Annotated in this window: 16 protein-coding genes; 11 read left to right on the top strand and 5 right to left on the bottom strand. The window is 66.2% G+C overall.

What is annotated here, in order from left to right:
• Nucleotides 1-106 precede the first annotated feature (106 nt).
• From prpC to prpD, 4 genes are all read left to right on the top strand, one after another.
• Nucleotides 107-1,234 carry a bifunctional 2-methylcitrate synthase/citrate synthase gene (gene prpC, locus V0R62_RS11960; RefSeq protein ID WP_050705072.1) on the top strand — a complete coding sequence of 376 codons (1,128 nt, stop codon included), beginning with the start codon at nt 107-109 and terminating at the stop codon, nt 1,232-1,234.
• 166 nt (nt 1,235-1,400) lie between these two features.
• Nucleotides 1,401-3,989 (top strand): Fe/S-dependent 2-methylisocitrate dehydratase AcnD, encoded by a 2,589-nt coding sequence (gene acnD, locus V0R62_RS11955; protein ID WP_330103872.1) that lies wholly within the window; start codon nt 1,401-1,403, stop codon nt 3,987-3,989.
• A gap of 150 nt (nt 3,990-4,139) precedes the next feature.
• A complete protein-coding gene (gene prpF, locus V0R62_RS11950) occupies nt 4,140-5,330 on the top strand; it encodes a 2-methylaconitate cis-trans isomerase PrpF (RefSeq protein ID WP_330103871.1) in 1,191 nt (396 codons plus the stop codon).
• 155 nt (nt 5,331-5,485) lie between these two features.
• Entirely contained in the window at nt 5,486-6,970 is a 1,485-nt protein-coding gene (gene prpD, locus V0R62_RS11945) for a 2-methylcitrate dehydratase (RefSeq protein ID WP_330103870.1), read from the top strand.
• Nucleotides 6,971-7,114: 144 nt separating this feature from the next.
• On the opposite strand, the gene acnB is transcribed toward prpD, so the two are convergent.
• Nucleotides 7,115-9,724, bottom strand: coding sequence for a bifunctional aconitate hydratase 2/2-methylisocitrate dehydratase (gene acnB / locus V0R62_RS11940; protein WP_330103905.1), 2,610 nt, complete (start codon nt 9,722-9,724; stop codon nt 7,115-7,117).
• Nucleotides 9,725-10,133: 409 nt separating this feature from the next.
• Between acnB and V0R62_RS11935 the strand changes: the two genes are divergently transcribed.
• Nucleotides 10,134-10,613 (top strand): DUF1289 domain-containing protein, encoded by a 480-nt coding sequence (locus V0R62_RS11935; protein WP_330103869.1) that lies wholly within the window; start codon nt 10,134-10,136, stop codon nt 10,611-10,613.
• A gap of 75 nt (nt 10,614-10,688) precedes the next feature.
• Here the strand turns inward: V0R62_RS11935 and queD are convergent, their stop codons facing one another.
• Together queD and V0R62_RS11925 are read right to left on the bottom strand one after the other, a co-directional pair.
• Nucleotides 10,689-11,045: a 6-carboxytetrahydropterin synthase QueD gene (gene queD / locus V0R62_RS11930; protein ID WP_023630589.1), complete on the bottom strand. Its 357-nt coding sequence runs from the start codon at nt 11,043-11,045 to the stop codon at nt 10,689-10,691.
• A gap of 53 nt (nt 11,046-11,098) precedes the next feature.
• Nucleotides 11,099-12,178 carry a patatin-like phospholipase family protein gene (locus V0R62_RS11925; protein ID WP_330103868.1) on the bottom strand — a complete coding sequence of 360 codons (1,080 nt, stop codon included), beginning with the start codon at nt 12,176-12,178 and terminating at the stop codon, nt 11,099-11,101.
• 321 nt (nt 12,179-12,499) lie between these two features.
• Here V0R62_RS11925 and V0R62_RS11920 point away from each other — a divergent pair, with 321 nt between their 5' ends.
• From V0R62_RS11920 to V0R62_RS11900, 5 genes are all read left to right on the top strand, one after another.
• The gene (locus V0R62_RS11920) at nt 12,500-12,808 is read left to right on the top strand and encodes a PepSY domain-containing protein (protein WP_050705079.1); all 309 of its coding nucleotides are present in this window, start codon (nt 12,500-12,502) and stop codon (nt 12,806-12,808) included.
• Nucleotides 12,808-13,122, top strand: a complete 315-nt coding sequence (locus V0R62_RS11915; RefSeq protein WP_050705080.1) for a PepSY domain-containing protein — start codon at nt 12,808-12,810, stop codon at nt 13,120-13,122. The genes V0R62_RS11920 and V0R62_RS11915 overlap by 1 nt, the downstream gene beginning before the upstream one ends.
• On the top strand, nt 13,123-13,791 hold the full coding sequence (locus tag V0R62_RS11910) for a response regulator transcription factor (protein ID WP_280083932.1): 669 nt from the start codon (nt 13,123-13,125) through the stop codon (nt 13,789-13,791).
• The gene (locus V0R62_RS11905; protein WP_330103867.1) at nt 13,788-15,107 is read left to right on the top strand and encodes a sensor histidine kinase; all 1,320 of its coding nucleotides are present in this window, start codon (nt 13,788-13,790) and stop codon (nt 15,105-15,107) included. Before V0R62_RS11910 ends, V0R62_RS11905 begins: the two co-directional genes overlap by 4 nt.
• 402 nt (nt 15,108-15,509) lie before the next feature.
• Nucleotides 15,510-16,667, top strand: a complete 1,158-nt coding sequence (locus V0R62_RS11900; protein WP_330103866.1) for an HPP family protein — start codon at nt 15,510-15,512, stop codon at nt 16,665-16,667.
• Here V0R62_RS11900 and V0R62_RS11895 read toward each other — a convergent pair.
• Nucleotides 16,641-17,507 (bottom strand): LysR family transcriptional regulator, encoded by an 867-nt coding sequence (locus V0R62_RS11895; RefSeq protein ID WP_330103865.1) that lies wholly within the window; start codon nt 17,505-17,507, stop codon nt 16,641-16,643. The genes V0R62_RS11900 and V0R62_RS11895 overlap by 27 nt on opposite strands.
• 61 nt (nt 17,508-17,568) lie before the next feature.
• Nucleotides 17,569-18,858, bottom strand: coding sequence for a leucine-rich repeat-containing protein kinase family protein (locus V0R62_RS11890; protein WP_330103864.1), 1,290 nt, complete (start codon nt 18,856-18,858; stop codon nt 17,569-17,571).
• A gap of 153 nt (nt 18,859-19,011) precedes the next feature.
• Between V0R62_RS11890 and V0R62_RS11885 the strand changes: the two genes are divergently transcribed.
• Complete coding sequence (locus V0R62_RS11885) at nt 19,012-20,901, top strand: propionyl-CoA synthetase (RefSeq protein ID WP_330103863.1); 1,890 nt, start codon at nt 19,012-19,014, stop codon at nt 20,899-20,901.
• Nucleotides 20,902-20,940 lie beyond the last annotated feature (39 nt).

The following is a 20,940-nucleotide window of genomic DNA, read 5'->3' as shown; positions in this document are numbered from 1 at the left end:
GACGCTGTACCTGTAGGAACGGGCTTGCCCCGCGAATGCGCAGGTACAGCCACCCCTGATTAGCCAGAAAAGACTTCGATAACAAATTCAAGAAAGGAGAAACACCATGGCCGAAGCAAAAGTACTCAGTGGCGCGGGCCTGCGTGGCCAGGTGGCCGGTCAGACCGCGCTGTCGACCGTCGGCCAGGCCGGGGCCGGCCTGACCTACCGCGGCTATGACGTGCGCGACCTGGCCGCTGGCGCCGAGTTCGAGGAAGTCGCCTACCTGCTGCTGTACGGCGAGCTGCCGAGCAAGGCCGAGCTTGCCGACTACAAGCGCAAGCTCAAGGGCCTGCGCGACCTGCCGCAAGCGCTGAAGGAAGTGCTTGAGCGCATCCCGCGCGACGCCCACCCGATGGACGTGATGCGCACCGGCTGCTCGGTGCTCGGCACCCTGGAGCCGGAACTGACCTTCGACGCCCAACGCGAGAAGACCGACCGCCTGCTGGCGCTGTTCCCGGCGGTGATGTGCTACTGGTACCGCTTCACCCACCACGGTGTGCGCATCGACTGCACCAGCGACGAAGACACCCTCGGCGGTCACTTCCTGCACCTGCTGCACGGCAAGAAGCCGAGCGCGCTGCACGTCAAGGTGATGAACGTCTCGCTGATCCTCTACGCCGAGCACGAGTTCAACGCCTCGACCTTCACCGCCCGGGTGTGTGCCTCGACCCTGTCCGACCTGTACTCCTGCGTGACCGCAGCCATCGGCTCGCTGCGCGGCCCGCTGCACGGCGGCGCCAACGAAGCGGCGATGGAGCTGATCGAACGCTTCCAGACCCCGCAGGAAGCCACCGCCGAGCTGCTGCGCATGCTCGAGCGCAAGGACAAGATCATGGGCTTCGGCCATGCGATCTACAAAGAGTCCGATCCACGCAACGAGGTGATCAAGGGCTGGTCGAAGCAACTCGCCGACGAAGTCGGTGACAAGGTCCTGTACCCGGTCTCCGAGGCCATCGACAAGACCATGTGGGAGCAGAAGCGCCTGTTCCCCAACGCCGACTTCTACCATGCCTCGGCGTACCACTTCATGGGCATCCCGACCAAGCTGTTCACCCCGATCTTCGTTTGCTCGCGTCTGACCGGCTGGGCCGCGCACGTGTTCGAACAGCGCGCCAACAACCGCATCATCCGCCCGAGCGCCGAGTACGTCGGCGTCGAGCAGCGCCAGTTCGTGCCGATCGAGCAGCGTTGAACTGATAGTCGCTGGGGGCTGCCTTGCAGCCCTTTCGCGGCACAAGGCCGCTCCTACAAAGGGCGGCGCAAGATCTGTAGGAGCGGCCTTGTGCCGCGAAAGGGGTGCGCAGCGCCCCCGTGGCCTGACCTGCAACCCGCATACCGTGACCGAGCCCGATAACGATATGAACACCGCATTCCGCAAGAACCTGCCAGGCACCGCCCTGGACTACTTCGACGCCCGTGCCGCGGTCGAGGCGATCAAGCCCGGCGCCTACGACGGCCTGCCGTACACCTCCCGCGTGCTGGCCGAGAACCTGGTGCGCCGCTGTGACCCGGCCACCCTAAACGCCTCGCTGGAACAGCTGATCGAGCGCAAGCGCGACCTCGACTTCCCCTGGTTCCCGGCCCGCGTGGTCTGCCACGACATCCTCGGCCAGACCGCCCTGGTCGACCTGGCCGGCCTGCGCGACGCCATCGCCGACAAGGGCGGCGATCCGGCCCAGGTCAACCCGGTGGTGCCGGTGCAGCTGATCGTTGACCACTCGCTGGCCGTGGAGTGCGGCGGCTTCGACCCGCAGGCGTTCGAGAAGAACCGCGCTATCGAGGACCGCCGCAACGAAGACCGTTTCCACTTCATCAACTGGACCAAGCAGGCGTTCAAGAATGTCGACGTGATCCAGCCGGGCAACGGCATCATGCACCAGATCAACCTGGAGAAGATGTCGCCGGTGATCCACAACGATCGCGGCGTGGCCTACCCGGACACCTGTGTCGGCACCGACAGCCACACCCCGCACGTGGATGCCCTGGGCGTGATCGCCATCGGCGTCGGCGGCCTGGAGGCGGAGAACGTGATGCTCGGCCGCGCCTCGTGGATGCGCCTGCCGGAGATCGTCGGTGTCGAGCTGACCGGTCGCCTGGCGCCGAACATCACCGCCACCGACCTGGTGCTGGCGCTCACCGAGTTCCTGCGCAAGCAGAAAGTGGTCGGCGCCTACCTGGAGTTCCACGGTGCCGGCGCCAGCGCGCTGACCCTGGGCGACCGCGCCACCATCTCCAACATGGCCCCGGAATACGGCGCCACCGCGGCGATGTTCGCCATCGACCAGCAGACCATCGACTACCTCAAGCTCACTGGCCGCGACGACCAGCAGGTGCAACTGGTGGAGACCTACGCCAAGGCCACCGGCCTGTGGGCCGACAGCCTGGCCAAGGCCGAGTACGAGCGCACCCTGAGCTTCGACCTGTCGAGCGTGGTGCGCAACATGGCCGGCCCGTCCAACCCGCACGCCCGCGTGGCCACCAGCGACCTGGCGGCCAAGGGCATCGCCGGCCAGTGGCAAGAAGTGCCGGGGCAGATGCCCGATGGCGCGGTGATCATCGCCGCCATCACCAGCTGCACCAACACCAGCAACCCGCGCAACGTGATCGCCGCCGGCCTGCTGGCGCGCAACGCCAACAAGCTCGGCCTGGTCCGCAAGCCATGGGTCAAGTCGTCGCTGGCGCCGGGCTCCAAGGCCGTGCAGCTGTACCTCAAGGAAGCAGGGCTGGAGCGGGAACTGGAGCAACTGGGCTTCGGCATCGTCGCCTTCGCCTGCACCACCTGCAACGGCATGTCCGGCGCGCTGGACCCGGTGATCCAGCAGGAGATCATCGACCGCGACCTGTACGCCACCGCCGTGCTGTCGGGCAACCGCAACTTCGACGGGCGCATCCACCCGTATGCCAAGCAGGCGTTCCTGGCTTCGCCGCCGCTGGTGGTGGCCTACGCCATCGCCGGCACCATCCGCTTCGATATCGAGAAGGATGTACTGGGCGTGGTCGACGGCAAGGAGATCCGCCTGAAGGACATCTGGCCGAGCGATGAAGAGATCGACGCCGTGGTGCGCGCTTCGGTCAAACCGGAGCAGTTCCGCCAGGTGTACATCCCGATGTTCACCATCGAGGAAGACAAGGGGCCGAAGGTCGCGCCGCTGTATGAATGGCGCCCGATGAGCACCTACATCCGTCGCCCGCCGTACTGGGAAGGCGCCCTGGCCGGTGAGCGTACCCTGCGTGGCATGCGCCCGCTGGCGGTGCTGCCGGACAACATCACCACCGATCACCTGTCGCCGTCCAATGCCATCATGCTCGACAGCGCCGCTGGCGAGTACCTGGCGAAGATGGGTCTGCCGGAGGAGGACTTCAACTCCTACGCCACCCACCGCGGTGACCACCTGACCGCCCAGCGCGCTACCTTCGCCAACCCCAAGCTGTTCAACGAAATGGTGCGCAAGGATGACGGCAGCGTGAAGCAGGGTTCGCTGGCGCGCCTCGAGCCGGAAGGCAAGGTGACCCGCATGTGGGAGGCCATCGAGACCTACATGGAGCGCAAGCAGCCGCTGATCATCGTCGCCGGCGCCGACTACGGCCAGGGCTCGTCCCGTGACTGGGCGGCCAAGGGCGTGCGCCTGGCCGGTGTCGAGGCCATCGTCGCCGAAGGCTTCGAGCGTATCCACCGCACCAACCTGGTGGGCATGGGCGTGCTGCCGCTGGAGTTCAAGCCGGGCACCGACCGCAAGACCCTGGGCCTGGACGGCAGCGAGACCTACGACGTGCTCGGCGAGCGCACGCCACGGGCGACGCTGACCCTGGTGGTGACGCGGCGCAATGGCGAACGTGTCGAGGTGCCGGTGACCTGCCGCCTGGATACCGCCGAAGAGGTGTCGATCTACGAGGCGGGTGGCGTGCTGCAGCGCTTTGCCCAGGACTTCCTGGAAGGCGCGGCCTGAGTAAGCGGGGCCGCGTTGCGGTCCTTTCGCGGCACAAGGCCGCTCCTACAGAGAGACGCGCTCGCCTGTAGGAGCGGCCTTGTGCCGCGAAAGGGCTGCAACGCAGCCCCAGGGATGTTCGCCGAAACGAAAAGATCAGGAAACACGACAATGGCCCATGTACCCCAAGTAAAAATCCCCGCCACCTATATTCGTGGCGGCACCAGCAAAGGCGTGTTCTTCCGCCTCCAGGACCTGCCCGAGCGCGCCCAGGTCCCGGGCCCGGCCCGTGACGCCCTGCTGCTGCGGGTGATCGGCAGCCCCGACCCGTACGGCAAGCAGATCGACGGCATGGGCGGCGCCACCTCCAGCACCAGCAAGACGGTGATCCTGTCGAAGAGCATCAAGGCCGACCACGACGTCGATTACCTGTTCGGCCAGGTGTCGATCGACAAGGCCTTCGTCGACTGGAGTGGCAACTGCGGCAACCTGTCCGCTGCGGTCGGCTCGTTCGCCATCGGCGGCGGGCTGGTCGATGCCAGCCGCATTCCGCGCAATGGCATCGCCACCGTGCGGATCTGGCAGGCCAACATCGGCAAGACCATCATCGCCCATGTGCCGATCACCGACGGCGAGGTGCAGGAAATCGGCGATTTTGAGCTTGACGGCGTGACCTTCCCGGCCGCCGAGGTGCAGCTGGAATTCCTCGACCCGGCCGCCGACGAGGACGGTGACGGCGGAGCGATGTTCCCCACCGGCAACCTGGTCGACGACCTCGAGGTGCCGGGCGTCGGCACCTTCAAGGCGACCCTGATCAACGCCGGCATCCCGACCATCTTCGTCAATGCCGCCGATATCGGCTATACCGGTACCGAGCTGCAGGACGCGATCAACGGCGATGCAGCGGCATTGCAGCGTTTCGAGACCATCCGTGCCCATGGCGCGGTGCGCATGGGGCTGATCGAGCACATCGACCAGGCCGCCGGGCGTCAGCACACGCCAAAGGTGGCGTTCGTCGCGGCGCCGACCGGCTATACCTCTTCCAGTGGCAAGGTTGTCGCCGCAGAGGACGTCGACCTGCTGGTGCGTGCGCTGTCGATGGGCAAGCTGCACCACGCGATGATGGGTACTGCGGCGGTGGCGATCGGCACCGCCGCGGCGATCCCGGGTACGCTGGTCAACCTTGCCGCCGGCGGCGGAGAACGAAGTGCCGTGCGTTTCGGCCATCCGTCCGGGACGCTGCGGGTCGGGGCCGAGGCGCGTCAGGTGGACGGGCAATGGACCGTGACCAAGGCAATCATGAGCCGAAGCGCTCGGGTGCTGATGGAGGGCTGGGTGCGCGTGCCCGGTGATAGCTTCTAAGGCATCTTGCGTTCGGCTTTCGTTGGTTGGGGCCGCTTTGCGGCCCTTTCGCGACACAAGGCCGCTCCTACAGAGGATTGCGTTCCCCTGTAGGAGCGGCCTTGTGCCGCGAAAGGGCTGCAGGGCAGCCCCGGCAATTTCGAAGGGAGCTGTATATGAGCGCAAACGTAGACCTCAACACCCGCCCCGACTACGACCAGGTCCTGCAGACCCTCGCCGACTACGTGCTCGGCTACCGCGTCGATTCCCCCGAAGCCCTGAACACCGCCCGCCATTGCCTGATGGACACCCTGGGCTGCGGCCTGCTGGCCCTGCGCTTCCCCGAATGCACCAAGCACCTCGGCCCGCTGGTCGAGGGCACCATCGTTCCCCACGGCGCCCGCGTGCCCGGCACCCTTTACCGCCTCGATCCGGTCAAGGCCGCCTGGGACATCGGCTGCATCGTCCGCTGGCTGGACTACAACGACACCTGGCTGGCGGCGGAGTGGGGTCACCCTTCGGACAACCTCGGCGGCATCCTGGCGGTCACCGACCACCTGTCGCAGAAGCGCGTGGCCAATGGCGAGGCGCCCCTGGTCATGCGCGAGGTGCTCGATGCCATGGTCATGGCCCACGAGATCCAGGGCGTGCTGGCGCTGGAGAACTCCTTCAACCGGGTCGGCCTGGACCATGTGCTGCTGGTCAAGGTCGCCTCCACGGCGGTCTGCGCCAAGCTGATGGGCGCCAATCGCGAGCAACTGCTGTCGGCGCTGTCACACGCCTTCGTCGACGGCCAGGCCCTGCGCACCTACCGCCACGCGCCCAATGCCGGCTCGCGCAAGTCATGGGCGGCGGGGGATGCCTCCAGCCGCGGCGTGCGCCTGGCTGATATCGCCCTGCGGGGCGAGATGGGCGTGCCCGGTGCGCTGACCGCCAGGCAGTGGGGCTTTTACGATGTGTCGTTCAGCCACACCAACAAGGACCTGGCGCTCAAGCCTGAGCCGCTGCGTGAACTGCGCCTGCCGCAGCCGTTGGGCAGCTACGTGATGGAGAACGTGCTGTTCAAGATCAGCTTCCCCGCCGAGTTCCATGCCCAGACCGCCTGCGAAGCTGCGGTGACCCTGCACCCGCAGGTGCGCAACCGCCTGCACGAGATCGACCGGATCGTCATCACCACCCATGAGTCGGCTATTCGCATCATTTCCAAAGAGGGGCCGTTGGCCAACGCCGCCGACCGCGACCACTGCCTGCAGTACATGACCGCCGTGCCGCTGATCTTCGGTGACCTGGTGGCGGAGCACTACGAGGATGCCTTCCACGCTGCGCACCCGAGCATCGACCGGCTGCGCGAGAAGATGGTGATCGTCGAGGAGCCGCGCTTCAGTCGTGAGTACCTGGAGGCCGACAAGCGCTCCATCGCCAATGGCGTGCAGGTGTTCTTCAAGGACGGCTCGCACACGCCGCAGGTGGTGGTGGAGTACCCGATCGGACATCGGCGTCGGCGGGAGGAGGGAATGCCGTTGCTCGAGGCCAAGTTCAGGGAAAACCTGGCGACGCGGTTTGCGCGGCAGCGCTGTGAGGCGATCCTGGACGTGTGCAAGGATCAGCAGGTGCTGGAGGCCATGCCGGTGCACAGGTTCGTTGATCTGTTCGTGATCTGACGACAATCGCGGGGCAAGCCCGCTCCCACGTGGGGAAACTCAATGCTGAGGTGGGAGCGGGCTAGCCCTGCGACAGGACCGTAAATCCAACAAAAAAGCCCCGGTATCGCTACCGGGGCTTTCGCTTACAACGTACTGCTCAGCTTACGCCTGCACCACCGGGATCTTGGCGTTGGCCGCCGCTTCGCGGAACTCGGCGATCTGGTCGAAGCTCAGGTAGCGGTAGACGTCGGCAGCCATGCTGTCGATGTCTTTGGCGTACTGCATGTACTCCTCGACGGTCGGCAGCTTGCCGATGATCGAAGCGACCGCAGCCAGCTCGGCCGAGGCCAGGTACACGTTGGTGGCGTCGCCCAGACGGTTCGGGAAGTTACGGGTCGAGGTGGAGACCACGGTCGAACCGGTCTGCACACGTGCCTGGTTACCCATGCACAGCGAGCAGCCTGGCATTTCCATGCGCGCGCCAGCCTTGCCGTAGATGCCGTAGTAGCCTTCCTCGGTCAGCTGGTGGGCGTCCATCTTGGTTGGCGGGGCCAGCCACAGACGGGTCGGAATACCGCCCTTGACCTTGTCCAGCAGCTTGCCAGCGGCGCGGAAGTGACCGATGTTGGTCATGCACGAACCGATGAACACTTCGTCGATCTTCTCGCCCTGTACCGAGGACAGCAGGCGGGCATCGTCCGGGTCGTTCGGCGCGCAGAGCACAGGCTCCTTGACGTCGGCCAGGTCGATCTCGATGATCTCGGCGTATTCGGCATCGGCGTCGGCCGACAGCAGCTCAGGCTTGGCCAGCCAGGCTTCCATGGCCTGGGCGCGACGCTCCAGGGTGCGGGCATCGCCGTAGCCTTCGCCGATCATCCAGCGCAGCAGGGTGATGTTGGACTGCAGGTACTCGGCGATGGCCTTTTCCGGCAGCTTGATGGTGCAACCGGCGGCGGAGCGCTCGGCCGAGGCGTCGGACAGCTCGAAGGCTTGCTCGACGGTCAGGTCGTTCAGGCCTTCGATCTCCAGGATGCGGCCGGAGAAGGCGTTCTTCTTGCCTTTCTTCTCGACGGTCAGCAGGCCTTTCTGGATGGCGTAGTAAGGGATCGCATGGACCAGGTCACGCAGGGTGATGCCAGGCTGCAGCTTGCCCTTGAAGCGAACCAGGATCGACTCCGGCATGTCCAGCGGCATGACGCCGGTGGCGGCGGCGAAGGCTACCAGGCCGGAACCGGCCGGGAACGAGATGCCGATCGGGAAGCGGGTGTGCGAGTCGCCACCGGTGCCGACGGTGTCAGGCATCAGCATGCGGTTCAGCCAGCTGTGGATGATGCCGTCGCCTGGACGCAGCGACACGCCGCCACGGGTGCGGATGAAGTCTGGCAGGGTGTGGTGGGTGGTGACGTCGATCGGCTTCGGATAGGCCGCGGTGTGGCAGAAGGACTGCATCACCAGGTCGGCGGAGAAGCCCAGGCACGCCAGGTCTTTCAGCTCGTCGCGGGTCATCGGGCCCGTGGTGTCCTGGGAACCGACGGTGGTCATCTTCGGCTCGCAGTAGGCGCCTGGACGCACGCCCTGGCCTTCCGGCAGGCCGCAGGCGCGACCGACCATCTTCTGCGCCAGGGTGAAGCCCTTGGTCGAAGCGGCTGGCTGCTCGGGTTTCTTGAACAGGTCCGATGGGGCCTGGCCCAGTTCGGCGCGGGCTTTCTCGGTCAGGCCACGGCCGACGATCAGCGGGATACGGCCACCGGCGCGGACTTCGTCGAGCAGCACTTCGGTTTTCAGCTCGAAGTTGGTGACCAGTTCGTCGCTGCCGTGACGGCGCACTTCACCCTTGAACGGGTACACGTCGATGACGTCGCCCATGCCCAGGTTGGTGCAGTCGAATTCGATCGGCAGGGCGCCGGCGTCTTCCATGGTGTTGTAGAAGATCGGGGCGATCTTGGTGCCGAAGCAGAAACCACCGGCGCGCTTGTTCGGCACGTACGGGATGTCGTCGCCGAAGAACCACAGCACCGAGTTGGTGGCGGATTTACGCGAGGAACCGGTACCGACCACGTCACCGACGTAGGCAACCGGGAAGCCTTTGGCTTTCACGGCTTCGATCTGGGCCAGCGGGCCGACCGAACCTGGCTGCGAAGGCTCGATGCCGTCGCGGGCCATCTTCAGCATGGCCAGGGCGTGCAGCGGGATGTCAGGGCGCGACCAGGCGTCCGGGGCAGGGGACAGGTCGTCGGTGTTGGTTTCGCCAGGCACCTTGAACACGGTCAGGGTGTACTTGTCGGCGATCGCCGGACGGCTGGTGAACCACTCGCCGGCAGCCCAGGACTCCAGCACGGCCTTGGCATGGGCGTTGCCAGCCTTGGCTTTTTCAGCCACATCGTGGAAGGCATCGAACATCAGCAGGGTGTGCTTGAGCTGTTCGGCCGCGACGGCGCCCAGTTCGGCGTCGTCCAGCAGCGCGACCAGCGTCTCGATGTTGTAGCCGCCCTGCATGGTGCCCAGCAGCTCGGTGGCGTGCTTGCGGTCGATCAGCGGGGACTTGGCTTCACCCTTGGCGACGGCGGAGAGGAATGCGGCCTTGACGTAGGCGGCTTCGTCGACCCCTGGCGGAACGCGGTTGGTGATCAGGTCTACGAGGAAGGCTTCTTCGCCGGCCGGCGGGTTTTTCAGCAGCTCGACCAGGCCTGCAGTTTGTTCGGCGTTCAGCGGCTGGGGCACGATACCCAGAGCGGCACGCTCTTCGATGTGTTTGCGGTAGGCTTCAAGCACAGTTATTACCCTCATCAGTGGTCCCTAAAGGGAGTCCGGGACGCTCATCCAGCATTCCCATGCACCCATGCGCTCAAGACGGCTTTTTGGGCCGGCAAGCCAGGGTCGCAGAGAATCCTTACAGAAGCTGCTTTCAAAGTTTTACGCCTGTAGAACGGAAGGCTGATGAGGGGTTGGCCATGGCCATGCGCGCTTGCATGGACAGGGCCAACGCCGTTCTACCGGATGAACTGTGCTCGTGACGCTTTGAAAACAGCTTCCAACGGACATTGTTGCCTTGAAAAGGCGGAGTGATTCTACGGCAAAAATAAGCCGAAAGTAAGGCGGCGAAGATGACTTTAACGGGTGACCTTGGTTAGACAAAGGGCTAACATCAACCCGTGTTCCCCCGGCAAGCCGTTGTTTCTACATGTCCAATCAATCCATCAAGACCCCTTGCGTCGGCCTGTGCTCCACGGTCTACGGCGACCTGGTGTGCCGCGGTTGCAAGCGCTTTCACCACGAAGTGATCCACTGGAACGGCTACGACGACGAGCAGAAACGCGCGGTCTGGCTGCGTCTGGAGCAACTGCTGGTGCAGGTGATGATGGCCAAGCTGGAGGTGTTCGACAAAGAGCTGCTGCGTCAGCAGCTTGAGCAGCGTGCGATTCGCTTTGTGGCGCACCAGTCGGAGTATTGCTGGGCGTATCAGCTGATTGCCCGTGGGGCGCGGATGATCCGTGACCTGGAGGCGTACGGGATGGCGCTGCTGCCGGAGTTTCGCGACTGGGAACTGCCGCAGTTGCGCGATGCCATCGACCGGGAATTCTTCCTGCTGTCGGAGGCGCATTACCAGCGCTATATCGCGCCGAGCTTTTTGCGGGATGCCATAGGGGATGGGCAGGGCTGATGCTTCGCCGGCAAGCCGGCTCCTACGAAGAACGCACCGTCCCGTAGGAGCCGGCTTGCCGGCGAACCCACCGGATCAGTCGCCGGTGTACTCGCACCCGCTGGTGCAAGTCTCATGGATCCGCACTTTCGACAGCTCCGGCAGCAGCGGCTTGACCTGGTCCCAGATCCACTTGGCGATCACTTCGCTGGTGGGGTTTTCCAGGCCCGGAATGTCGTTCAGGTAGTTGTGGTCCAGTTGCTCGTAGATCGGCTTGAAGATCGCCTTGATCTCGGAGAAGTCGCGGATCCAGCCGGTGTGCGGATCGAGCGGGCCGGTCAGGTGCAGGGCGACCTTGAACGAGTGACCATGCAGGCGGCCGCACTTGTGGCCGGCCGGGACGTTGGGCAGGCGGTGAGCCGATTCGAAGGTAAATTCCTTAAAGATTTCCACGCTGGCATAACTCTGTGTGAATCAACGATGCGCGCAGTCTACCAGCATGCCCGCTACAAGGCTTGCAACTGATCCTGCAACCGCCCGGTGGCGATCAGCTCCAGCAGTTCGTCGCCCAGGCGCCGGCTTTCGGCCATGGCCTGGTACCAGTAGCGCCTGCGGCCCGGCGCATCGCCCATGAAGCGCTTGAAGTCGTTGCGGTCCGGCAGCTTGCCGTAGGGCAGGGCGGCCAGGTATTGCGGCGACGGGGTCATCAGCAGCACGTTCTGCAGGCGCGTGGCGTCGCCCTTGCGCCAGGGCAGGGCCTTGTCGAACCAGCCGGGCACCACCTTGTCGGTGAAGTGCGGGTAGAGCACCAGGTCGTCGCCCTGGTAGGGCAGGTCCAGGTGATAGTCGAGCAGGCCGCCGTCGCGGTAGGTGCCGGCTCCGGCGCCGGGAATGTCGCGCACGCCTTCCATGACCATGGGGATCGAGCCCGAGGCGAGCAGGGCGTGGCGCAGGTTGGTCAGCTCCAGCGGCAGGCAGCGCGACGGGAAGTCGGTCAGTGGCTCCAGCGGCGGCGCGGCGCGTTGGTCGTGGAGGATGACCCGCTCGAAATGCCGGCCCAGGCGCGAGCGCCCCAGCAGGTTGCTGGCGATCACCGAGGACAGGCCCATGCCCAGGCGGCCGCGGTGGTCGTGGGCGAGCTGGCCATGGCTCTTCACCACCAGGATGTTCAGGCGGTAGTGTGGGTTGGCCAGGACCTGCCCGTCGCGGCCTTGCAGCAGGTCGTCGAGCATGCGCTGGCAGCTCTGGCTGATCTCTTTCGGCGTCACGCCCTTGGCGAAGTCCTGCTCGGTGTACAGCTCGCCCAGGCGGCGGATGCCGGCGACCGGGTCGTCGAGGCAGGCGCTGGCGAAGCGCCAGGCACCGATCGAGGCGCCGATCAGCGCACGTTGGCGCGGCGCGCTGGGCAGCCATTCACCGAACAACGCCAGGTCCAGGCCCTGGATCCCCAGCGGCTTGGGGCCACCGGCGGCGCCGGGCAGCACACCGACATCGGCGGCCCGCAGGCCGCGCTCGCGGATCTGCCGCAGGGCACGCTGGCCGGCCTTGAAGGTCAGGGCAGGGTACTTGATGTGGATGGCGCTCATGGCGGGGTCTCGGGTGGGGCAGGCGGGCAGTATAGGGGATTTGCCGGCCTTGCCGAGGTGCCGGACATACACGTCCCCCTGTAGGAGCGGCCTTGTGTCGCGAAAGGGCTGCAAAGCAGCCCCGGCAATCTTTGCATCAACGCTGAAATCCTGGGGCCGCTCTGCGGCCCTTTCGCGACACAAGGCCGCTCCTACAAGGGACTGCGTACGGGCACCGACGTGCTGCGCTATCATGCGGCCAGCTGTTTTCAGGTTGAGTTAAGGACCGGTGGTTAATCTTAACCCCGTAGACAAATTACATATCTCGCTGGAGAGAACCTCATGAAAACGTTGACTGCCCTGTTCACCGCCGCTGCCCTCGCTTTTGGTGCCAACGCCGCCTTCGCCAAGGACGTGCAGCCCGACGAAGTGGTCAAGCTGGTGAACGCCAAGACCATCAAGTCGCTGGACGAGCTCAAGGCCGCCGCCGTCGCCAAGCACCCCGGCGCCACCGTGACCGACTCGGAACTCGAGAACGAGTATGGCCGCTACATCTACAAGGTCGACCTGCGCGATGCCCAGAACGTCGAATGGGACGTGGACCTGGACGCCAAGACCGGTGAAGTCCTGAAGGACGAGCGAGACAACTGATGCCTGCACTACCGCGAACGGCACGCTACCTGGCCTTGGCCCTGATGGTCGTGTGTTCGCTGGCCGCCGCGCGCGACCTGGATCAGGATGAAGCCCTGGCCCTTCGGCAAAAGGGCATCATCCTGCCGCTGGAGCAACTGCTCGAGTCCGCCCTGGGGCGTTACCCCGGGGCGCGGCTGCTGGAAGCGGAGCTGGAAGAGAAGCACGAGCGCTACGAGTACGAGGTCGAACTGCTGACCCCGGCGGGCGTGGTGCGCGAGATCAAGCTCGACGCCCGCACCGGCGAGTTGCTCAAAGACGAGGAAGACGACTGAATGCGCCTGTTGCTTGTCGAGGACAATGTCCCCCTGGCCGACGAACTGACCGCCGCCCTGCAACGCCAGGGCTACGCCGTGGACTGGCTGGCCGATGGCCGCGATGCGGTGTACCAGGGCCAGAGCGAACCCTACGACCTGATCATCCTCGACCTCGGCCTGCCCGGCTTGCCGGGGCTCGAGGTACTGGCGCAGTGGCGCGCGGCCGGCCTGGCCACCCCGGTGCTGATCCTCACCGCCCGCGGCTCCTGGGCCGAGCGGATCGAGGGGCTCAAGGCAGGCGCCGACGACTACTTGAGCAAGCCGTTCCACCCCGAGGAGCTGCAACTGCGCATCCAGGCCCTGCTGCGCCGGGCCAAGGGGCTGGCCAACCAGCCGAAGCTGGAAGCGGCCGGCCTGCACCTGGACGAATCGCGCCAGTGCGTGAGCCGCGAGGGGGTCGATGTCCAGCTCACCGCCGCCGAGTTCCGCCTGCTGCGCTACTTCATGCTGCACCCGGGGCAGGTGCTGTCCAAGAGCCATCTGGCCGAGCACCTGTATGACGGCGAAACCGAGCGCGACTCCAATGTGCTGGAGGTTCACGTCAACCATCTGCGGCGCAAGCTCGGTCGAAGTGTGATCGAGACCCGCCGCGGCCAGGGTTACGTGTACGCCGGGAGCACCGCGTGAAGTCGATCCAGGCGCGCCTGAGCCTGGGCCTGGTGGCGGTGCTGGTGGTGGTGGGGCTGGCCCTGGCGCAGTTGACCCTGTGGCTGTTCGAGGCCGGCCTGCAACGCTACCTGGAAGCCGGCCTGCGCAAGGAAAGCGAGAACCTGCTGGTGGCGCTGGTGCGCGGCCCGTCCGGCCTGCAACTGGACGAGCGACGGCTGTCGGCGGCTTATCAGCAGCCGTTCTCGGGTTATTACTTCCGTATCGATTTCGACCAGGGCACCTGGCGCTCGCGTTCGTTGTGGGACATGGACATGCCCAAACCCGGCAAACCGGGGCTGGACGATGGTCACGAACTGGGCCCCGAGGGTCAGCAACTGCTGGCCTATCGCGGCGATTACCGACGCCTGGGGCAGGACATCTCGATCAGCGTGGCCCAGGACTATTCGCCGGTGCGCGAGGGCTTCCGGCACATGCAGCAGATCGGCCTGGGCCTGGGCCTGGTGGCCTTGCTGCTGGTGCTGGTGCTGCAGCGCATCACCGTGACCCGCTCGCTACGCCCGCTGGAACGGGCGCGCCAGCAGATCGCCCAGTTGCAGCAGGGCCAGCGCTCGCAACTGGACGCTGAGGTGCCCAGCGAGCTGCAACCACTGGTGGACCAGATCAACCACCTGCTGGCCCACACCGAGGACAGCCTGCGCCGCTCGCGCAATGCCCTGGGCAACCTCGGCCATGCCTTGAAGACGCCACTGGCGGTACTGCTCAGCCTGGCCGCCAGCGAGCGCCTGCAGGCATTGCCCGAGGTGCGTGCACAGATGCGCGAGCAGCTGGCGCAGATCCAGCAGCGCCTGGCCCGCGAACTCAACCGCGCGCGCCTGGCCGGCGACGCGCTGCCGGGTGCGCAGTTTGACTGCGACGCCGAGTTGCCGGGGCTGCTGGCGACGTTGGGCATGATCCATGGCGAAGGCCTGCTGCTTGAGCGCGATGTACCGTCTGGCCTGTTGCTGCCCTGGGACCGCGAGGACTTGCTGGAGCTGCTTGGCAACCTGTTGGACAACGCCTGCAAATGGGCCGACAGCGAAGTGCGCCTGGGTATCGCGGCGACCGCCGAGGGTTACCGGCTGTGGGTGGACGACGATGGTCCGGGCATCCCCGAGACGCAGCGCCTGCAGGTGCTCGAGCGCGGCTCGCGGCTGGACGAGCAGGTCGACGGCCATGGCCTGGGGCTGGGCATCGTGCGCGATATCGTCGAGGCCTGGGGCGGGCGGATCGCCTTGCTGGAAAGCCCCCAGGGCGGGCTGCGGGTCAGTATCGAACTGCCGCGCAAAGGACGTTGATCGGCGTACGACCGGAGACATCCTTTACATCGGCGTATGCGATTCCCTGTGGGAGCGGCCTTGCGTCGCGAAAGGGCTGCGCAGCAGCCCCGGCGATTTTGCATGATGTAAAGATCCTGGGGCCGCTGCGCGCCCCTTTCGCGACGCAAGGCCGCTCCCACAGGGATGGTGCATGCCTTGAAGAAAGGCGGATCAACCCTGCAAAAAAATTGCAGTACAGCCGCAGTTTTTTGAATTGGCCCGTCACTGTCCACTCCCGGCACAATCCCTCCCCACGAAACCCTGCGGTTTCCATCTCTCCATGGACGGAGCCCCTTGCGCCATTGCATTGCGCAACACAGGGCCCAGGCCGGTCGCGCTGGGCTTTCTTTTTCCGCACAAGAACACGATCCGAATACCCCGATGCCTGCCTCGCGTCCCCCATCCCGCTTGCAGCGCCTGCTTCCGGCGCCCCTGAACATTCCCCCAAAAGAGTGGCTGCGCGCTGGCCTCGGCGCGCTGCTCGGCCTGTTTCTCGCCGGCTACTTGTGCAGCCTGGCCTACGGCCCATCCATCGCCCTGCACCTGCTCGGCCCGCTGGCGGCCTCGGCGGTGCTGGTGTTCGCCGTGCACTCCGGGCCCCTGGCCCAGCCCTGGCCGGTGCTGGGCAGCTATGCCCTGGCCGGCGTGGTGGGTCTGGCCATGCGCCACGGTTTCGGTGATGGCCTGTGGGTCGCGGCAGCGGCGCTGGGCGTCGCGATCCTGGTGATGTGCCTGCTGCGCTGCCTGCACCCGCCCGGTGGCGGCGTGGCGGTGAGCGCGGTGCTGGCCGATCCGGGCCTGGTGGCCATGGGCGATCATCTGCTCGAGCCGGTGCTGCTCAATGCGCTGGTACTGGTGGGCGTGGCGGTGCTGTACAACCGTCTGACCGGCGTGCGCTACCCCAAGGGCGCGGCGCCGCGCAAGGATCCGCACCATACTCACGATCCCCTTGCGGGCGAGCGGGTCGGTATCCGGGGCGAAGACCTGGACCAGGCCCTGGCAGAGATCGGCGAATTCGTCGACGTCACTCGCGACGAACTGGAACGCATCATCCTGGCCACCGAGCAGCATGCCCTGCAGCGCAGCCTGGGCGGCATCACCGCGCGCTCGGTGATGTCACGCGACGTGCAGGCCGCTACCCCGGCCACCACCCTGGAGCAGGCCTGGCGGATGCTTGCCGAGCATCACCTGAAGACCCTGCCGGTGCTGGAAGATGGCCGCCTGGTCGGCATCGTCAGCCTCAGCGACCTGGTCGGCGCGGCCATGGCGCGTGGGCGATTCAGCTGGCGTGGTCTGTTCCGTCGCCAGCCCGTGCACCTGGAACAGGTGATGAGCCGCCGGGTGGTCAGTGTCGACGGCGCGCAGCCGCTGGAACGCTTGTTGCCTTTGCTCAGTGAGCAGGGCTTGCACTGCCTGCCGGTACTCGACGGCGAGCGCCTGGTGGGGGTAATCACCCAGACCGACCTGATCGCCGGCCTCAAGCGACACCTGCTCAGCGCCGCCGCGTCGGGCTCAGATCAGCGGGTCCCAGCGTTGTGACCAGTCACTCTCGCCGGCCGCCACCAGTCGGCGCAGCACCGCGAAGGCCTGCTGCAGCGCCTCGCTGTCACGCTCGCGGGCATGCACCAGGAAGGTCGGGTAGGTGAACTCCGGTGCCTGGGGCACGCGCTCGAACACGCCGCTCTGCAGGTAGGCCTGCACCACCCGCGTGCGGAAATAGCCGCTGCCGCCGCGGTCGAGGATGAACTGCAGGGCCAGCGGCCCGAGGTTGAAACTCAGGGCCGGGCGTGACAAGTCGGGCAGGGCGGCATCGTGCTGGCGACGGAACGCCTCGCCCCAGTCGATATAGACATAGGGATCGGGCGCATCGACCCGGCGCACGCGGATCAGCTTCTCTTCCATCAACTGCTCGACCTGCAGGCCCGGACCATAGGTCGGTTGGTAGACCAGCGCGGCATCGAGCAGCCCCATCTGCACCTTGCGCAGCAGCGAATCGCCGTCGCTGACCTCGCTGCGGATGGCGTGGCTGGGCAGCTCTTGATGCAGGGCGCTGACCCAGTCGAGCAGCATCGGATTGCCCAGGCTCACTTCGGCGCCCACGTGCAGCACCTGCTGGCAGCCCTGGGGCAGCGGCAGGTCGCGGCGCGCCGCTTCCCAGGTCTGCACCAGCTGGTTGGCATAGGTGACGAACGCCTCGCCGTCGCTGGTGAGGCTGGCGCCATTACGGCTGCGCACGAACAGCTGGCAGCCCAGTTGCTGCTCCAGGCGTTGGACCCGGGCGCTGATCGCGGTCTGCGACACGAACAGGCGCTCGGCGGCGGCGACCAGGCTGCCGCAGCGGACGATTTCCAGGAAGGTGCGGGCCTGCTCGATATCCATGGCGCGGTTCTGTGGCTGGAGGGGTGGCCTATTCTAGAGGCTTTGCACCGTTGTGGGGCGCTCAGGCGCGCAATTGCGCCGCCAGGTTGGCGAAGGACGGGCGAGCCATCACATCGGCCTGTTGGCAGCTTAGCGCCAGTGCCTGCAGCGCGTGCTCCTGCTCGGCGCACTGCTGCAGCAGTTCCTCCAGGAGGATGCCGAAGGCGCGCACCTCCAGGCGTTCGAGCGCCTGGGCCTGGGCGCCGCCGTCCTGCGGATGGAACGAGGCGGCGCCGAAGTCCCCCAGCAGGCACTGGCCATCGTCGTCGAACAGGATGTTGTGGGCATAGAGATCGCCATGGCTCAAGCCACGTTCATGCAGGTGGGCGCAGACCGAGGCGATGCCGCCGACCAGGCAACGCAGGGCGGGCAAGCTCAGGCGGCGGTTGTCCGGGTAGCGGTCGCGGGTGCAGCTGTCGAGGCTCGGAGGACCGGCCAGGTTCGACCAGTGCGCGTCGATCAGTTGCATCACCAGGGCCGACAGCTGTTGCGGGTGGTCGTCGATGCGTCCGGCCAGGCGCACTAGCTGCGGATGGTCACCGGCGGCGATGCAGGCGCTCATTTCCGCCAGCGGCGAGCCATCGCTAGTGATCGCGCCCTTGTACAGCTTGACCGCCACCGGGGCATCCTGGCCGCGCAGGTGGGCACGGTGAATCACCCCGGAGGCGCCGCGGCCGAGTTCTTGCCCAAGGTCGATGTCCTGCCAGTGCAACACAGGGCAGTGCCCGTCCGCGGCGGGCGCCACCAGGCCCGGCGGCAGTGGGTTGTCGGCATACGCCAGCCAGGCCAGGCGCGGCATGCGCAGCAACCAGCCGGGCAGGGCTTGCAGGCGGTTGCTGGCGATGCGCAGCAGCTCCAGTCGTTCGCAGCGCGCCAGACTGTCCGGCAGGCTGCGCAGGCGATTGCCGGCGAGCATCAGTTTCTGCAGGTGAGCACAGTCGCCCAAGGCTTCGGGCAGTTGTTCCAGCGCGTTGTCGGTGAGCACCAGCGAACGCAGCGAGGACGGCAGCGCCTGGGCGTCGACCCGGGTGATGCGGTTGCTCCGCAAGCCCACCGTCTCGAGCGCCTGGCAGCGGCCGATGGCGTGGGGCAGGTGGGTGAAGCGGTTGTTGGAGCAGAACAGCACCTTGAGTCGGGTCAGGCGGTGCAGGTCTGCGGGCAGGTCGCTCAGCCTGTTGCCGGTGAGGTCGAGCACCTCGAGGCTGTCGGCCAGGTCGAAGATCTCCCGGGGAAAATCGGTCAGTTCCTGGCAGAGGTTCAGGCGGGTGATGCCGCGCAGGCGGCCGGCGCGCAGGTCGTCGAGGGTATGCATGGGACTGTTCTGTATTCAGGGCCGAGCATTGTAAGCGCTCGGGTGCGGCAAATCTGCATATGGGTTGCGACTTAAGTCCGATGGCGGCGCCATCACCCCGGTCCATACTCATGGTTCGCCCTTCAATAACAACAAGTACCGGGTTGCGAACCAATGACCTATCAGCACAGCTACGCCCATTCCATTTCCGATCCCGCCGCCTTCTGGCAGGCCCAGGCCGAGCAGCTGGCCTGGCAGCGCAAGCCGACCCAGACCTTGCAGCAGAATGCCGACGGCACCCACCGCTGGTTCGCCGACGGCCGCCTCAACAGCTGCCACCTGGCCCTCGACCACCAGATCGAACAGGGTCGCGGCGAACAGCTGGCGCTGATCTACGATTCGCCGGTGACCGGTGTGCAGCAGGCTTTCACTTTTAACCAGCTACGTGACGAAGTCGCGCGCCTGGCTGGCTTGTTGCGCTCATTGGGCGTGGGCAAGGGCGACGGGGTGATCATCTACATGCCGATGGTGCCCCAGGCGGCCATGGCCATGCTCGCCTGCGCCCGCATCGGCGCGGTGCATTCGGTGGTGTTTGGCGGCTTTGCCGCCAACGAGCTGGCCCTGCGCATCGATGATGCCCGGCCGGCACTGCTGCTTACGGCCTCGTGCGGGCTGGAGTTCGACCGGGTGATCGAATACAAGCCCCTGGTCGATCGCGCCCTGCAGCTGGCCCGCCATCAACCACGGCATGTACTGGTGCTGCAACGCCCGCAGGCGCGCGCTGACCTGCAGGCCGGGCGCGACCTGGACTGGCAGCAGGCACTGGTCGGCGCCGAGCCGGTGGCACCGGTGGCGCTCGACGCGGGTGACCCGCTGTACATCATGTACACCTCCGGCACCACCGGCAAACCCAAGGGCATCGTGCGCGAGAACGGCGGCAACGCGGTCGCTCTGTGCTACGCCATGCGCCATGTCTACGGCATGCAGGCGGGTGATGTGTGGTGGGGGATTTCCGATGTGGGCTGGGTGGTCGGCCATTCGCTGATCGTCTATGGGCCGCTGATGAGCGGCTGCACAACGGTGTTCTACGAGGGCAAGCCGATCCGCACCCCGGATGCCTCGGCCTACTGGCGGGTGGTTGAACAGTACAAGGTCAATGGCTTGTTCTGCGCGCCCACCGCCATGCGTGCGATCCGCAAGGAGGACCCGGAAGGCGAACTGATCCGCCGCCATGACCTCGGCTCGCTGCGCCAGTTGTTCCTGGCCGGAGAGAAGCTTGATTCGAGTACCCATGAATGGCTGGAGCGGGTCAGCGGCAAGCCAGTGCACGACCACTGGTGGCAGACCGAGACCGGCTGGCCGGTGACCGCGCCCTGCGTCGGCCTCGAAGGCAGCGCGGCACGGCCGGGATCGAGCAACCGCGCGGTGCCGGGTTATCACGTGCAGGTGCTGGACGACGACGGCAAGCCGCTGGGGCCCAACCAGCAGGGCGCGATCGTCATCGCCCTGCCGTTGCCGCCGGGGTGCAGCCAGACGCTGTGGGGCGATCACGAGCGCTACCTGCAGGCCTACCTGCACAGCTACCCGGGCTATTACCACACCGGTGACGGTGGCTACCTGGACGAGGACGGCTTCGTCTACATCATGGGGCGCACCGATGATGTGATCAACGTCTCCGGGCATCGGTTGTCTACCGGTGAAATGGAAGATCTGGTGGCGCGCCATCCGGCGGTGGCCGAATGCGCGGTGATCGGCGTGCACGACGAGATCAAGGGCCAGGTGCCGTTGGCGCTGGTGGTGCTCAAGGACGGCCAGGGCATTGGCGAGGCGCAGTTGCAGGGCGAGCTGGTGGCCAGCGTGCGCGAACAGATCGGCGCGCTGGCCTGCTTCAACCGCGTGCGCCTGGTCAAGCGCCTGCCCAAGACCCGCTCGGGCAAGATCCTGCGGGCGGTGCTGCGCAAGATCGCCGATGGGCAGGATTACGTGCCGCCCTCGACATTGGATGATCCGGCGGTGCTGGCTGAAATTGAAGGCGTGCTGGCGGACCTGCCCAGGGCGAGTTGAAGCCATCGCGGGGCAAGCCCGCTCCCACGTAACCCTCAG

This window comes from Pseudomonas carassii (assembly GCF_036324045.1).
Classification (GTDB): Bacteria; Pseudomonadota; Gammaproteobacteria; order Pseudomonadales; family Pseudomonadaceae; genus Aquipseudomonas; species Aquipseudomonas peradeniyensis.
The sequence above is the reverse complement of the archived record's forward strand: the minus strand, read 5'-3'. Positions and strand labels throughout refer to the sequence as shown.